15 protein-coding genes are annotated in these 13,206 nt (G+C 68.6%); 9 read left to right on the forward strand and 6 right to left on the reverse strand.

Annotation, left to right across the window (positions count from 1 at the left end; all coding sequences use genetic code 11):
* The first annotated feature begins 191 nt into the window (after positions 1–191).
* From AC1DR7_RS08065 to AC1DR7_RS08075, 3 genes are read left to right on the forward strand one after another with little or no spacing between them, the layout of a single operon-like run.
* Complete coding sequence (locus AC1DR7_RS08065) at positions 192–770, forward strand: RNA polymerase sigma factor (protein WP_457321197.1); 579 nt, start codon at positions 192–194, stop codon at positions 768–770.
* Positions 767–1,309: a hypothetical protein gene (locus AC1DR7_RS08070; protein ID WP_457321199.1), complete on the forward strand. Its 543-nt coding sequence runs from the start codon at positions 767–769 to the stop codon at positions 1,307–1,309. The genes AC1DR7_RS08065 and AC1DR7_RS08070 overlap by 4 nt, the downstream gene beginning before the upstream one ends.
* Before the next feature lie 12 nt (positions 1,310–1,321).
* The gene (locus AC1DR7_RS08075) at positions 1,322–2,206 is read left to right on the forward strand and encodes a DUF4097 family beta strand repeat-containing protein (protein ID WP_457321201.1); all 885 of its coding nucleotides are present in this window, start codon (positions 1,322–1,324) and stop codon (positions 2,204–2,206) included.
* Between the two features lie 45 nt (positions 2,207–2,251).
* Here AC1DR7_RS08075 and AC1DR7_RS08080 read toward each other — a convergent pair whose 3' ends face one another.
* From AC1DR7_RS08080 to AC1DR7_RS08090, 3 genes are all read right to left on the reverse strand, one after another.
* Positions 2,252–2,431 (reverse strand): hypothetical protein, encoded by a 180-nt coding sequence (locus tag AC1DR7_RS08080; RefSeq protein ID WP_256775876.1) that lies wholly within the window; start codon positions 2,429–2,431, stop codon positions 2,252–2,254.
* Positions 2,432–2,448: 17 nt separating this feature from the next.
* Positions 2,449–2,742, reverse strand: coding sequence for a YkgJ family cysteine cluster protein (locus AC1DR7_RS08085; protein ID WP_345779496.1), 294 nt, complete (start codon positions 2,740–2,742; stop codon positions 2,449–2,451).
* Between the two features lie 747 nt (positions 2,743–3,489).
* Positions 3,490–4,845, reverse strand: coding sequence for an Hsp70 family protein (locus AC1DR7_RS08090; RefSeq protein ID WP_478052731.1), 1,356 nt, complete (start codon positions 4,843–4,845; stop codon positions 3,490–3,492).
* A gap of 115 nt (positions 4,846–4,960) precedes the next feature.
* Here AC1DR7_RS08090 and AC1DR7_RS08095 point away from each other — a divergent pair, with 115 nt between their 5' ends.
* Complete coding sequence (locus AC1DR7_RS08095) at positions 4,961–5,296, forward strand: zinc ribbon domain-containing protein YjdM (protein ID WP_478051890.1); 336 nt, start codon at positions 4,961–4,963, stop codon at positions 5,294–5,296.
* Positions 5,297–5,303: 7 nt separating this feature from the next.
* Here the strand turns inward: AC1DR7_RS08095 and AC1DR7_RS08100 are convergent, their stop codons facing one another.
* Positions 5,304–6,440 carry a tetratricopeptide repeat protein gene (locus AC1DR7_RS08100; RefSeq protein WP_256775880.1) on the reverse strand — a complete coding sequence of 379 codons (1,137 nt, stop codon included), beginning with the start codon at positions 6,438–6,440 and terminating at the stop codon, positions 5,304–5,306.
* A 235-nt stretch (positions 6,441–6,675) separates the two neighbouring features.
* On the opposite strand from AC1DR7_RS08100, the gene AC1DR7_RS08105 reads away from it, so the two are divergent.
* The 4 genes from AC1DR7_RS08105 (at position 6,676) to AC1DR7_RS08120 (ending at position 9,576) form a co-directional block, all read left to right on the forward strand.
* Positions 6,676–7,275 (forward strand): HD domain-containing protein, encoded by a 600-nt coding sequence (locus tag AC1DR7_RS08105; RefSeq protein ID WP_478051891.1) that lies wholly within the window; start codon positions 6,676–6,678, stop codon positions 7,273–7,275.
* 27 nt (positions 7,276–7,302) lie between these two features.
* On the forward strand, positions 7,303–7,488 hold the full coding sequence (locus tag AC1DR7_RS08110) for an oxidoreductase-like domain-containing protein (RefSeq protein WP_256775882.1): 186 nt from the start codon (positions 7,303–7,305) through the stop codon (positions 7,486–7,488).
* Positions 7,489–7,499: 11 nt separating this feature from the next.
* The gene (locus AC1DR7_RS08115) at positions 7,500–8,153 is read left to right on the forward strand and encodes a DUF998 domain-containing protein (RefSeq protein WP_478051892.1); all 654 of its coding nucleotides are present in this window, start codon (positions 7,500–7,502) and stop codon (positions 8,151–8,153) included.
* A gap of 79 nt (positions 8,154–8,232) precedes the next feature.
* Positions 8,233–9,576 carry a virulence factor family protein gene (locus AC1DR7_RS08120; RefSeq protein ID WP_457319400.1) on the forward strand — a complete coding sequence of 448 codons (1,344 nt, stop codon included), beginning with the start codon at positions 8,233–8,235 and terminating at the stop codon, positions 9,574–9,576.
* A 40-nt stretch (positions 9,577–9,616) separates the two neighbouring features.
* Here AC1DR7_RS08120 and mprF read toward each other — a convergent pair whose 3' ends face one another.
* Positions 9,617–12,181 carry a bifunctional lysylphosphatidylglycerol flippase/synthetase MprF gene (gene mprF / locus AC1DR7_RS08125; RefSeq protein ID WP_478052732.1) on the reverse strand — a complete coding sequence of 855 codons (2,565 nt, stop codon included), beginning with the start codon at positions 12,179–12,181 and terminating at the stop codon, positions 9,617–9,619.
* Between the two features lie 196 nt (positions 12,182–12,377).
* Here mprF and AC1DR7_RS08130 point away from each other — a divergent pair, with 196 nt between their 5' ends.
* Positions 12,378–12,725: a RidA family protein gene (locus tag AC1DR7_RS08130; RefSeq protein ID WP_038687069.1), complete on the forward strand. Its 348-nt coding sequence runs from the start codon at positions 12,378–12,380 to the stop codon at positions 12,723–12,725.
* A gap of 42 nt (positions 12,726–12,767) precedes the next feature.
* On the opposite strand, the gene rnfB is transcribed toward AC1DR7_RS08130, so the two are convergent.
* Positions 12,768–13,184: an Rnf electron transport complex subunit RnfB gene (rnfB, locus tag AC1DR7_RS08135; protein ID WP_256775886.1), complete on the reverse strand. Its 417-nt coding sequence runs from the start codon at positions 13,182–13,184 to the stop codon at positions 12,768–12,770.
* Positions 13,185–13,206 lie beyond the last annotated feature (22 nt).

Genomic DNA, 13,206 nt, shown 5'->3' on the forward strand with positions numbered 1-13,206 from the left:
GGCGTCGGCCTGCGGCCGCCCCCTCCCCCTTTATTTCGCCTCCAAGGGCATGGGCGCCCAGCGCCCGACCCACCAACGGCCGCGCCTGGAAAGGTCAACGCACGCTTCCACTTGTCCCGCATAGGGGCGAAGAACCACAAAATCGCCCGGGGCCGTTTAAACCTTTTCGATGGACCGCGCATCCAACGGATATGCTCAACGCCACCATGCCCGCATCCCGCGCCCCGACCGACGCTGTCGACGACCACGCCCTGGTCCGCGCGGCGGTCGGCGGTGATATGGCCGCCTATGAACGCATCTACCGACGCCACTCGCCGCGCATGTATGCGGTGCTGTGGCGGTTGTGCGGCGGCCACGCGGCACGCGCCGAAGATGCGTTGCAGGAAGCGTTCCTGCAGGCCTGGAAGGCACTGCCGGGCTTCCGTTTCGACAGCAGCCTGGGCACTTGGCTGCATCGGCTGGGGGTCAACGCGGCGCTGATGGAACTGCGGGCCAATTCCGTCGAGCAGGCCTGCGACGCCGGCGAGGCGGGCTGGGACAGCGTGGCCACGTTGGCCTCGGTGGACCGTTGCGCGGGCACCAGCATGGACCTGGAGCGCGCGCTGGAAACACTGCCGCCGCGCGCCCGTGCGGTGCTGGTGCTGCACGACATCGAAGGCTGGAAACACCATGAGATTGCCGAGCAGCTGCAGATGGCCGTGGGCAGCTCGAAGGCTCAGTTGCACCGTGCGCGTGGACTGTTGCGCGCACGCTTGGGAGAAACCGCATGAACGACCGTATCGACAACGTCAACGACAACGACAACGACAACGACGGACTGCAGGCGCAGCTGCGCGCACTGCCGGGCGAACGCCTGCCGCCAGCGCGGGTGTGGCAGGGCATCGCCGCGCGCTTGCCGGCCATGCCGTTGCCGGTCGCTGCACCACTGCCGGCCGCATCGGTGACGGCGATCGTGCCGCGCCGGCGCTGGCCGCTGCACATCGGACTGGGTCTGGCTGCGGCATTGGGCCTGGTCATGGTGGTGCCGATGCCGGCACCGCAGACGCCGCCACCCACGCTGGTGCAGCGGCAGGCCGATGCCATGGTCGCCGAGTACCAGCAGGCGATGGCCGCGTTGCCGGCCGCGCAGGTGGGCGGGGATTGGCAACCGGCGCTGCGTGAGCTGGACAGCAGTGCCGACCACATCCGCGCGGCGATCGCCGAAAACCCGCGCTCCCGTTCGCTGCTTGCGCAGCTGCAGCGCACCTATGCGCTGCGTCTTGAACTTACCCAGCAGGCGGTCATGGCCGCCGCTGGCCTGCCATCCTGAAGGAGATACACCATGCACACATCACTACGTCTGATCGCCGCCCTGGGCCTGCTGCTGCCGCTGGCGGTGCAGGCTGCCACCCGTGTCGATGAGCGTGCGCCGCTGGGCGCGGGCGGTCGGGTGGAGCTGAGCAACATCGCCGGCAAGGTCAGCGTGCGCGGCTGGGACCGCAACGAAGTGGCGCTGAGCGGCTCGATGGCCGACGGCTTGACCCTCAAGCAGGACCGCAGTACCAACCGGGTGCGTTGGGAAGTGGTCTATCCGCGCAACAGCAACAACGGCGGGGCCACGCTGGAACTGCGTGTGCCGCGTGCGGTGGAGGTGCAGCTGGGCACGGTGAGCGCGGACATCGACGTGGCCGATGTGGATCTGCGCCGGCTGCAGGCCAATGCGGTCAGCGGCAGTGTGTCGGCGGCCGGCCGCAGCGGCGAGACGACGTTGAGCACGGTCAGCGGCGGGATCCGTTCGCAGGTGCAGACGCCACGCCTGGACCTGCGCGCAGTCAGCGGGTCGGTGCAGGCCGCTGGCGGGGTGTCGGGCGAGGTGGCGGTGGAAACGGTGTCGGGCAGCATCAAGGTGGACGCGGGCCGGGTACAGCGTCTGGCCGCCGAAGCGGTATCGGGCAGCTTGAACATCGCCGCATCCGGCGTGGCGCCGGGCGGGAAGGTGACGTTGCAGACGGTGAGTGGTTCGATCGGGCTGCAGTTGCCGCGGTCGGTGTCGGCACAGCTGAGCGTGAAAACGTTCAGTGGCGATATCCAGTCCGATGCGGGTACGGTGGAGCGGCCGCGTTATGGGCCGGGCCGTACGCTGGATACGAAGCTGGGCGGTGGCGATGGGGACATCGCGATCAATGCCCATTCGGGCAATGTGCGGGTGGGGCTGGGCGGACGTTGAGTGCGGCCACCGCACCGGCACAGGGCCGGTGCGGACGGCTGCAGGTCAGCCGGCTCTCTTCAGTGCCAGGGTGTTGCCGAGCACTTCGATCTTGCCACCACTCTTGCGGAACGCGGCCAGGTCGGCTGCGATGCTGGCGCTGTTGACTGCGGTGCTGGAACCTTGCTTGCGGTCAACGCGAACGGTGTTGCCTGCCTTGGGGGAGGTCTTTGGCGTACGGGCCATGGATGCTCCTGTCATGGTTAACACGTGGATAAAATCGCCGACAGGTCGTGCTGTTGTCGACGGTAGTCCTGCCGCACATGGCGGCAGTCATCGCCGCCCATGTCAAACTGGCGGCAGATGGCGGGACGCTGCGAATAGATCGTGCAGCGCAGGTGATAGGGGTCGATGGCGGCACACCAGCCTTCGTCGTTGCGCGCCATGACGGTGCGCCCGGCCTCGTCGCGGTCCAGCAGGTAGCCGGGAACGGCGTCGCTGGGCATGACGGTGACCGACATCCGGCAACACACCGCGTCACAACGGCGGCAGTCGATGGGGTCGGGTTCGGCAGCGGAAACYGGGGCTGGTACAACCAGGCGTTCGCCCAATCGAATCTCTCTTGGCGGCTCAGGGGCGGTGCGCTGGGAACGAGCCGGATCACAGCGTAAAAGCGATCCCGGCGCCCGGGACGGATCCGAAGGCGGCAGCATCGAGAAGGACGGTGGCCTGTACCAGGCCCGGGATGACATGCGCGTTGCGCACTGAAGCAGAAAGATGATAGCGCTTTTGGCGTAACGTTTTGTTAATGCCGTCCCGGAATGGGGCGGAAAGCCTTGTGCCGCCTGGATTTCCCGCTACTGCCGAGGTCTCTATCTGGGGCCGAAAGGTCGAAGTTCAAGTGCACAACCCAGGGCCCAGGCTCTGGTCCAGCCACCGTCATCAGGGAACGTTCGGGACGGGCGCGCCACAGGGCCGGAGCGCACCGACCATCAAAAACCGGTGAGCCGACCGTTGGTCGGCTGCGGCGGCGCAGCCATCTGCGGTACAGAGCCAAGCGCTGGACGTTCTGCGCTGCCATCGGTAGTGCCGAGCCACGCTCGGCACCTCTCCATCCAACCAGAACGGCGGCGCTTTCCATGGGAACCGACGCACTGTCGAGGGGCGGGGGGTGTGGGGGCCGGGACCGTCAGGCGCCAGGGATGGCGCCTGCGAGCTTACAGGGACGTACGTGCAGCGTGTCCGGGCCACCCACACCCCCGCACCATGCCAGCGAAACCAACGGCTCCAGACGCGCCTCGGATTCAATCAGCCGCCGCCCACGCCAACCCATGCACCACGCCGAAGGACGGATTGCCACGCACCAGCGTCGCGCCCGGGAATGCAGCGGCCACCGCATCCTGCAGATAACCGGCGCGCGACATCCCGCCGGTGAGGAACACCGCCGCCGGATCGTGGCCGATGTCGGCACGGACCTGCTCCAGCAGCGTCCGCAGTTCGCCCAGGTAGTTGCCCGCAGAGGCTTCCAGGCGTGCGCGCTCCACCTGCACGGCCATGCCGCGCTCGATGAAATCCAGCGCACTGTCGTGCGCGGCGGTGCTGCTCAGCGCGATCTTGCAGCGTTCCACCTCGCGGTACAGGCGCGCCGTGTTGCCGGTGTCCTGCAGCGCCTGCATGCGCTTGCCCCACGGCTGCTCGGCGTCGCGGTAGCTGTGCTGGCGGAAATCGCGTTGCCGGGTCATGTCCTGCACCATCGCCGCCTCCACGTAGTGGTGGGCGGGGATACGGCTCACGCCGCGACCGAACAGCGGCATGTATGCGCCCAGACTCAGGGCCAGGTCGATATCGGTACCGCCGCGCGCGATGCCCCAGGCGCGATGGATCTTCGGTGCCTGCGTGCCGCCCACGCGCGCATGCGCGATGTCGGTGGTGCCGCCGCCGATGTCGACCACGATCGCCTCGTGTTCCTGCGTGCTTTCGGCGTGGTAATGCATCGCCGCCGCCGCCGGTTCCTCGAGGAAATCGACGTCGTCGAAACCGGCGGCGATCGCCGCGGTGTGCAGGATCTCCAGCGCCTGGTCGTTGCCGGCTGCGCCGATCGAACTGCGGAACTGCACCGGCCGGCCCAGCGTGGCCGTGCGTACCGGCCGGTCGAGCTGGCGTGACGCGGTCAGGCGGATGTGTTCGAGGATGTGGGTGGCGATGCCGGTGATGGTCTGGCGCGCGCGCGGATGCAGGTTGTAGCCGAGCATCGATTTGGGGCTCTGCACCAGGTTGCCTTCGTTCTCTTCGAAGTAGGCTTCCAGCGCATCGTCGCCGTAGACGGCGTTCTGCAGCAGCTTGGTGGAGGTGAGCGGGGCGCGCATCTGCTCTTCCATCCACTGCCGGCGCACCACGCGCAGGGCTTCGCGGCGCAGCGCATCGGGCGCGCGCTCCTGGCCGGCGGCACGCGCATCGCGTGCGGCCGCGTCGATCAGGCGGGCCAGCTCGTGCTCCAGCGCCGGGGTCAGCTCGAAATCGTTCGGGTCGCGCATCACCTCCGGGAAATACACCGTGGTGCGGAACTGCTCGGCCTGGCCGAACTGGATCGGCACCACCCTGCCGTCCACCACCGCAGCGGCGGCGGAGTTGCTGGTGCCAAAGTCGATGCCGATTTTCATGCAGGCCGGGCCGGAGGTCAGGGGGCGCGCACTTTGCGGCAAGCGGGCCAGCGGTGCAAGGGCCGGGGGGCCGGGCGGTTACAATAGGGGTTGTTCAGTTTACGAAGGCCTCACCATGTCCACCGCTCCTGCCTGCCCGCAATGCTCCCTGGAAAACACCTATGCCGATGGCGCGCTGTGGATCTGCGCCGACTGCGGGCATGAGTGGACCGCGGCCGAGGCCGGCGGTGAGGCGCTGGTGGTGCGCGACAGCAATGGCAACGTGCTGGCCGGCGGCGATACGGTCACGGTGATCAAGGACCTGAAGGTGAAGGGCTCGTCGATCCCGCTCAAGCAGGGCACGGTGATCCGCAACATCCGCCTGGTCGACGATGACGCCGAACACATCGAAGGCAATTCGGACAAGATCAAGGGTCTGGTCCTGAAGACCTGCTTCCTCAAAAAGGCCTGAAACCGGCTCAGTTGACCGCGGCGCTGCGCTGGCGCCAGCGGTTCAGGCTGTCCAGCTTGGCCTGGTACTGGGCCTTGAGCACATCGGCGTTGTCGCCGGCCAGGTCGCGTGCGCGGGCCATCTCCTTCGACGCCCGTGCGTTGTCGCCGGCCAGGAAGTACGCCCGCGCCAGCCCGAAGTGGAACGGGTGCGCGGTGGGATACAGGCTCACCGCGCGGCGGTAATAGCCGACGGCCGCCGCGTAGTCCTGGCGCTGCTCAGCCTCGTTGCCGAAGCGGAACTGTGCGAACGGATCGCCGCGTTGCACCTGCTGCAGGCGATTGGCCAACTGCGCGGCCTGGCGGGTGTCGCCCAGGCGCCGATACAGCGCGCTGGCATTGGTCAGGCTGGCGGCGTTGCGCGGCTGCAGCGTCAGCGCGGTGCGGTAGTCGCGCTCGGCCTCGGCGAGATTGCCGCTGCGTGCGTCGAGTACGCCCAGATTGTTCCAGCCGGCGACGAAGGTGGGGTCCAGCGCCAATGCCGCCTGCAGATAGGTGCGGGCCTGTGCCAGATCGTCGGCCATCCACATCGCGCCGCGATTGTTGTAGAAGTGCGCCAGCGCGCGCTTCTGCTCGATCGGCTGCGGACCGTAGCGGTCGTAGAGCACGTTGCGGTCCAGGTCGACGACGGCGGTGTTGCCATTGAGGGTCACCCCCGCGTTGACGTGCCCCACGTTGTAGATCACGCCCTGGTCCTCGTACCAGGTGACCACCTGGGCCACTTCCTGCACGCGCGCGTCGATGCCGGCCGCGCGCGCCAGGGTCACGAACAGCAGGGTGAAAGACAGGCAGTTGGCGCGGTGGGTCTGCCAGGTTTCGGTCAGGGTGTGGGTGGCGTAGGGGTCGTAGGACAGCTGCATGCCGTCGTCGTCGAAGATCAGATGCACCAACCGCTGTACGCGCTGTTCGCGCGAGAAGCTCGGGGCGATCACCCGTTGTTGCAGCAGTGCGCGCAGTTCGGGGGGAATGGCAAGAATCTGTTCCGGGGTGGGGGGCGGCGGGGGCGCAGGCGACACCGCAGCGGCCGGTTCTGCCGCACCGGCTGACAGCGGCACCACCGCCGCTGCCAGCAGGGTCAGCACCAGCAGGAATCTCCAGGCGGACATCGCGTTTACCTCGCAGGGATACCGACGTAGCCGCCCCAGTCTAGGCCTGGGCCGGGAGGATGGGGTGCCGCTTGTCGGCCCGATCGGCCATCCACAGCCGGTGTGGATCAGCCCCGGGCAAACCTGTGGATAAGCACGCGCACGCGCCGTACAACAGGCGTGGCGCGTGGCTGGTCAAAAAACCGCCAATGACGATCCGCTTGCCAGTTGCCGCGGCGGCCGTCACTGTTTGCCCATGCGCTTTGAACCGATGCCCCTGCCGGCGGCGATGCAGGCCGACCTGGAAGCCGCCTACGCGATGCCGCCGCGGGCATACCACAACTTTTCGCACGTGCAGGCGGTGCTGCAGCATTGCCAGGCGGTTGCCGACGGCCCGGGCTGGCAGCAGCCGCGCGAGGTGCAGCTGGCCGCGCTGTACCACGATGCGATCTACGACGCCGGGCGCAGCGACAACGAAGCGCGCTCTGCCGCATTGGCGCGCGAAGCGATCCTGCGCTGGCTGCCCGCCGAGGGCATCGACGTGGCGCGGGTGGTGCAGCTGATCGAATTGACTGCCCGGCATGGCGCGYTGGCCGCAACCGACATCGACGCCGAAGCGGCGCTGTTCCTGGATTGCGACATGGCCATCCTCGGCGCGCCGGCGGCGGTGTTCGATGCCTACGACCAGGGCATTGCGGAGGAATATGCCGGCCATGTGCCAGGATTCCTGTTCCGGCTCAACCGGCGCCGCTTCCTCAAGCAGCTGCTGCTGAAGCCGCGGATCTTCCTGAGCGGGTTCTTCCACCAGCGGCTGGACGGCGCGGCGCGCGCCAACCTGCGCCGCCGCATTGGATAATGGTGGCTCTCCGCCCCCTTGATGCCCATGTCCGAGCTCGTCGCGCTTCCCGACCCCGATCCACGCCCGCAGCCACCGGAAGAACCCGGCCCGAACGAGTGCTGCGGCAGCGGCTGCCCGCTGTGCGTGCTGGATCTGTACAGCGATGAGCTGCAGCGTTACCGGGCCGCACTGGCGGCGTGGACGCTGCGTCATCCGGATGCGATCGACTGAGTACGGCGCCGATGAATGATGGCGCCTCGGCACGCTCGTCCACGCGGCCGCAGGCCAGGGCCGCGCTGCTGGCCATGCTCGCGTTGGTGGTGTTCATCGCCACGGCGCTGTGGACCCAATGGGTCCGCCAGGACCTGGATTGGGTGCAGGCCACGCTGAGCCTCTACCTGCACGGGCCATGGGGCCTGGCATTGCGGTGCGCCTATGGCGCGCTGGCACTGGCGATCATGCTGCTGGCGTACGCGCTGCACGTCGACAGTCGCTCGCCACGGCGCAGCGGGGCGGCGCCGGGGCTGTTCTGGGCGGGCGCACTGGGCCTGCTGGGTGTGGCCATCGGCGACAGCTGGCTGCCCCAGCGGGCGCCGCTGCTGGCCCCACTGGTGCATGGGCTGGCGGCGAACACCGCCTTCCTGTGCGTAAGCGTGGCGATGCTGCTGCAGAGCTGGTACCTGCGCGCCGACCCCCGCTGGTCGCGTTGGGCCGGCCTGGCCTGGGCCTGGGCATGGCTGTGCTTCGTGCTGCTGTGGCTGCACGTGCTGTGGCGTGGTCCGCCACGCGGCGCGGGGCAGAAGCTGGTGATCGCCGTGCTGGTGCTGTGGCTGCTGGCGGTGGCCGGACGGCAATGGCGGACGACGCGGGAGGCCCGGGTCGCTTCGCTTGGCTGAGCGGTGCTGCCAGTCTGTGTACATGCCGTTGGCGGGGGACCGGCGTATCGTGGGCGGGACTCTTTTGGGATGCGTGACGATGCGGCGAGCCGGGTGGGGGAAGGTACTGGGTCTGGTGATCGGTGGATGGGCGTCGATGGCCGCGGCCGCGACACCGCAGCAGGTCAGCCATGGGCGGTTCCAGCAGGTGCCGGTGTTCCTGCCGGAAGGACACCTGCAGCGGGTGGTGGTGTGGTTCGACGGCGGCCGCGAGCACGAACGCACCCGTCAGCGCATCGATGCGCTGCGTGCGCGGGGCGCGCTGGTCGCCCAGGTCGACGTCGCCCGGCTGCGCAAGGAACTGGCCCGCGAAGGCGGCGGTACCTGCGGGTTCGGCGCCGGCGATGTGGAGAATTTCTCGCGCTGGTTCCAGGCCTACCTGCATCTGCCCGGCTACCGCCTGCCGCTGATCGGCGGCGACGGGGAAGGTGCCGAGCTGGCCTATGCGGTGGCTGCGCAGGCCGACACCCAGGTCTTCGCCGGCCTGCTGACCACCGACTTCTGTCCGGACCGGGCGCGCGAGCGCATGGTCTGCGGGGCCGGCGTCAGCCACGGCCGACTGCAACCGGCCGACCTCAATTTCCCGTGGCTGAACGCTGCCGGCGACGCACGCTGCAAGGTCGGCGATGCAGCCGCGTTCGTGCGCAAGGTGAGCATGGGCCGACAGTTCGAGCGCAGCGCAGAGGGTGGCGACCTGCCCGGGCTGCTGGCGGCGGCGCAGGTGATCGGTGCGCAGAAGGGGGTGAGCCTGGCGCCCCCGCCCGATGACCTCAAGGGCTTGCCGGTGATCGAAGTGCCGTCCAGCAAGCCGGGCGACACGTTTGCGATCTTCGTGTCCGGTGACGGCGGCTGGGCCGGGCTGGACAAGGAAGTGGCCGCCGCCCTCAGCGAGGGCGGGGTGTCGGTGGTGGGCGTGGATTCGTTGCGCTATTTCTGGACCGCCCGTGATCCGCAGGGCTTCGCCCGCGACCTCGAGCGCATTGCCGCGCATTACAGCCGGCAATGGCAGCGCAAGCGGGTGGTGCTGGTCGGCTTCTCGCAGGGCGCCGACGTGCTCCCGGCGGCGATCAATCAGTTGTCACCGGCGATGCGCGACAGCGTGGCGATGATCGGGCTGATGTCGGTGGGCAAGACCGCCGATTACGAGTTCCATGTCAGCAACTGGCTGGGCGGCGGTGGCGACGGCCTGCCGATCGCGCCGGAGATCGCCAGGTTGCCGGTCGGCAAGACGCTGTGCCTGTATGGCGAGGACGACGATGATGCGCTGTGCCCGGACCTGCCGGGAGGCAATGCGCAGGTGGTGAAACTGCCGGGCGACCATCATTTCAAGGGCGATTACGATCGCTTGGCGCAGACGTTGCTGGAGCATCTGCCGGCGCGGTGACGCGTGCGGTGGGGGATCCATGCCGGATCCCCCACCAGGGTCAATCGTGGCGGCGCGGATCCAGCGAGATCAGCCGGGTGGCATCAAGCAGTGCAGCCGGCAGGTGCACGCCGCCGGGCGCGGCCAGGTAACGGGCACGCCACTGCGGGGCGAACTTGGACTTGAAGCGGCGCAGACCGCTGAAGCCGTAGAAACGCTCGCCATGCCGGGCCACGATATTGGCAAAGCGGTTCCAGCGCCCGGCCAGGCGATGCTGGGCCAGTCCCGACAGTGGCGCCATGCCGAGCGAGAACCGGTGGAAGCCGTTGGCGCGGCCCCACAGGAACAGCTCGATGAACAGGAAATCCATGGTGCCCTTGGGCGCATCGTCGATATGTCGCATCAGATCCACCGACAACTCGTGCCCGGCCGGCGCCTGCCACAGGTTGGCGAAGGCGACGATGCGGCCCTCCGCTTCCACCAGCGCCATCGGGAAGCGCACCAGGTAGTCCGGATCGAAGCTGCCCAACGAGAAGCCCTTTTCATCGCCGGCCTTGTCATCCAGCCATTCCTGTGAGATCGCTTCCAGCGCCGGCAGCAGGGCGGGCACCTCGGCCGGGGTGGCCACGCGGAAGCTCAGGCCGCTGCGCTTGCCGCGGTTCCAGGCCTGGCGCAGGTCGGCACGCTCGCGTCCTTCCAGGCCGAAGTCCTGCAACGGCACCATCGCCTCTTCGCCGAGCTTGACCAGGGTCAGGCCGAGGTCGAGGTAGGTCTGCCAATGCGCTTCGCCGACCTGGTAGAACACCGGGCGCAATCCGAGCCGGTCGGCTTCCTCGCGGAAGCGCCAGATCAGTCCGCGCACCACCTCCGGCGGACCGACCGGGTCGCCCATCGCGATCAGCGAGCCGCCGTAGCGCTGCATCATCACAAAGCCGCGCTGGTCGGCATCGCGCAGCACCGCCTTGTCGGCGGTGAGGACCAGGCACGCCTGGGTGTCTTCGGCGGCAGCCAGAATCGGGGCCAGTGCGTCCAGGGTCGGGGCGTCGGCGGCCGGCAGCGGGCTGCGCGTGCTGTGCAGCAGCCGGGCCAGGCCGAAGATGGTCAGCGCGATGGCCACCACCAGCAGCGCCCGCAGCGCACGCGGGGCGTTGCCCTGCAGCGCGAACTGCCACCACAGCTCGTTCTGGTATTCGACGTGGCTGTAGACGAAGAACAGCAGCCAGATCACCGCGACCAGGACCAGGCCGAGATTGCGGATCCACGGCCACGACCAGGCTTCGTCGAGCAGCGCCCCTTGGCGGTAGAACTCACGGCGCGAGGCCCACAGCGCCATCGCCACCAACAGTGCCGACAGCGCGATCAACACCTGGCCGCCGCGCAGCCAGATCGGCAGCGGCGCGATCACGCAGATGCCCAGCGCGAGCATCCAGGCCGCGTGGCTGCGTCGTTGCAGTCCCTGCCCGATCAGCAGCAGGGCCACGCCACCAAGACTGCCGAGCAGGTGCGAGGTTTCCAGGATCGGCAGCGAGGCGTTGACCAGGTGCCGGCGCGGGGTCGGCAGGGTGCCGTCGATGACCAGTGCGGCACCGACGCTGAACACCGCCAGCGCGATGATCTGCGGCAGCCACGGACGCAGCGCGGTCCAGCCGGCGCGGGTGGCCCCGGCGCCGACCCGCAGCGGCTTGCGCATTGCCGGGCCCAGGGCCAGCAGCGTGGCCAGCAGCAGCGGCAGCACGTAATAGGTGACGCGGTAGATCAGCGCGGCGGCCAGCACCGACGCCGGTGCCACCTGTGGCAGCAGCTTGAGCAGGCTCCACTCGAACACGCCCAGCCCGGCCGGCACGCTGGAGATCAACCCGGCCAGCACCGCCACCAGGTACAGGCCGACAAAGCCGGGCAGGCCGGTGGGGGTATCCATCGGCAGCAGCACGTAGAACGCGGCGCTGGCCAGGACCAGTTCCACTACGCTCAGCGCGGTTACGCCAAGCATGGTGCGGCGGTCGGGCAGCCACAGGCTGTGGCCACGGATCTGGAAGGTACGTCCGTCGCGACCGACCAGCAGCAGCGTGCCGAGGTAACCGAGCAGGCCGACAATGCCGAACACGCGCACCGCCTGCACCGACACCGGCAGCGCCAACGCGGCCGCACCCGGTTCGAGGATGAAGGCCAAGGCCAGCAGCAGCCACGCGCCGAACACGAAGCCAAGCGTGCTCATCAGCACCACCTGGCCGATTTCGCCCAGGCTCAGCCCGGCCCCGCCATAGCCGCGCAGGCGCACGGCGCCGCCGGTGAGCGCGGCAAACCCCAGCGTCTGGCCGAGCGTGTGGGCCAGGAAGGCGGTGATGCCCACACGCGCCGGGTGCAACTGCTTGCCGCTGCGACGCAGGCCAATGGCATCGAAACCGATCAGGCAGGCGTAACTGGCCAGGCCGAGCACCACGGTCAGCGCGATCTGGCCGGCACCGAGGTGGCGGAACGCTTCGCGGATGGCGCGGTAGCCGTGTTCGTCGAACTCGTTGGCCAGCCCGCGCAGCGCCAGGGCCAGGATCGCCAGGCTGAAGATGACGGTGGCGGCGCGGCGCCAGGCCAGGCGTGCCGGGGCGGGAGCAGGGGTCGTTTCGGTCATCGGTGTAGCGTGCTCCGTGGGGGGGCGATGAAAGAGTCAAGGCAGGAGGCGGTGCAGGGTGCGGGCGCATCGTGCGCCTGATGCGCACGCTTGCCAAGGGTGCGCGCTGTGCACGCCGTGGCGGCAAGGACACCGGGCACGGACAGGCGCACACCGCATCGGTGACAATGTCCCTTCATCCAGAGGAGAAAGCGCCATGTTGGAACGTTTCGATGTCGGTCCGCGCATGTCCGAAATGACCGTGCACAACAAGGTCGCCTATCTGTCCGGGCAGATTCCCGAAGACACCAGCCAGGACATCACCGGCCAGACCCGGCAGGTGCTGGAAGAGATCGACAAGCTGCTGGCGCTGGTGGCCAGCGACAAGCAGCACGTGTTGCGTGCGGAAGTGTTCCTGGCCGACATCAACGATTTCGCCGGCATGAATGCCGCGTGGGATGAGTGGGTGGTGGCGGGCATGACGCCGGCACGCGCGACGGTGGAGGCCAAGCTGGCCGATCCGAGCTGGAAGGTGGAGATCGTGATCACCGCGGCACTGCCGTAACGGGCCGAATGGCAGCCGGGCATATCGCTCGGCTGCACGGCATCAGCGCGCTGCGATCAGGTCGATGCAATCCACCGGGCACGGTGGAATGCACAGCGCGCAACCGGTGCACAGGTCGGCGATGACGGTGTGCATGTACTTGGCACCGCCGACGATGGCATCCACCGGGCAGGCCTGGATGCACTTGGTGCAGCCGATGCAGTCCGCCTCGATGATCAGCGCCACCTGCGCGGGCGTATATTCGCCCCGGCTGCGGTCGAATGGCACTGCAGGTACACCCAGTACACGCGCCAGTGCCCGCGCGCCGTCATCACCGCCGGGTGGGCAGTGGTCCACGCCGGCCTCGCCGCGGGCCATGGCCTCGGCATAGGGACGGCAACCGTCATAGCCGCATTGACCGCATTGGGTCTGCGGCAGCAGGCGGTCGAGGCGTTCGGTCAGGGACGTTGGGGTGATCATGCGTGGCGTCGGCTGCGCGGGG

Source organism: Stenotrophomonas sp. P5_A9 (assembly GCF_056400525.1).

Bases quoted from the DNA above. Each gene is read 5' to 3' on its own strand.
- AC1DR7_RS08065 (WP_457321197.1), top strand. From the start codon at position 192: ATGCTCAACGCCACCATGCCCGCATCCCGCGCCCCGACCGACGCTGTC.
- AC1DR7_RS08070 (WP_457321199.1), top strand. From the start codon at position 767: ATGAACGACCGTATCGACAACGTCAACGACAACGACAACGACAACGAC.
- AC1DR7_RS08075 (WP_457321201.1), top strand. From the start codon at position 1,322: ATGCACACATCACTACGTCTGATCGCCGCCCTGGGCCTGCTGCTGCCG.
- AC1DR7_RS08080 (WP_256775876.1), bottom strand. From the start codon at position 2,431: ATGGCCCGTACGCCAAAGACCTCCCCCAAGGCAGGCAACACCGTTCGC.
- AC1DR7_RS08090 (WP_478052731.1), bottom strand. From the start codon at position 4,845: ATGAAAATCGGCATCGACTTTGGCACCAGCAACTCCGCCGCCGCTGCG.
- AC1DR7_RS08095 (WP_478051890.1), top strand. From the start codon at position 4,961: ATGTCCACCGCTCCTGCCTGCCCGCAATGCTCCCTGGAAAACACCTAT.
- AC1DR7_RS08100 (WP_256775880.1), bottom strand. From the start codon at position 6,440: ATGTCCGCCTGGAGATTCCTGCTGGTGCTGACCCTGCTGGCAGCGGCG.
- AC1DR7_RS08110 (WP_256775882.1), top strand. From the start codon at position 7,303: ATGTCCGAGCTCGTCGCGCTTCCCGACCCCGATCCACGCCCGCAGCCA.
- AC1DR7_RS08115 (WP_478051892.1), top strand. From the start codon at position 7,500: ATGAATGATGGCGCCTCGGCACGCTCGTCCACGCGGCCGCAGGCCAGG.
- AC1DR7_RS08120 (WP_457319400.1), top strand. From the start codon at position 8,233: ATGCGGCGAGCCGGGTGGGGGAAGGTACTGGGTCTGGTGATCGGTGGA.
- mprF (WP_478052732.1), bottom strand. From the start codon at position 12,181: ATGACCGAAACGACCCCTGCTCCCGCCCCGGCACGCCTGGCCTGGCGC.
- AC1DR7_RS08130 (WP_038687069.1), top strand. From the start codon at position 12,378: ATGTTGGAACGTTTCGATGTCGGTCCGCGCATGTCCGAAATGACCGTG.
- rnfB (WP_256775886.1), bottom strand. From the start codon at position 13,184: ATGATCACCCCAACGTCCCTGACCGAACGCCTCGACCGCCTGCTGCCG.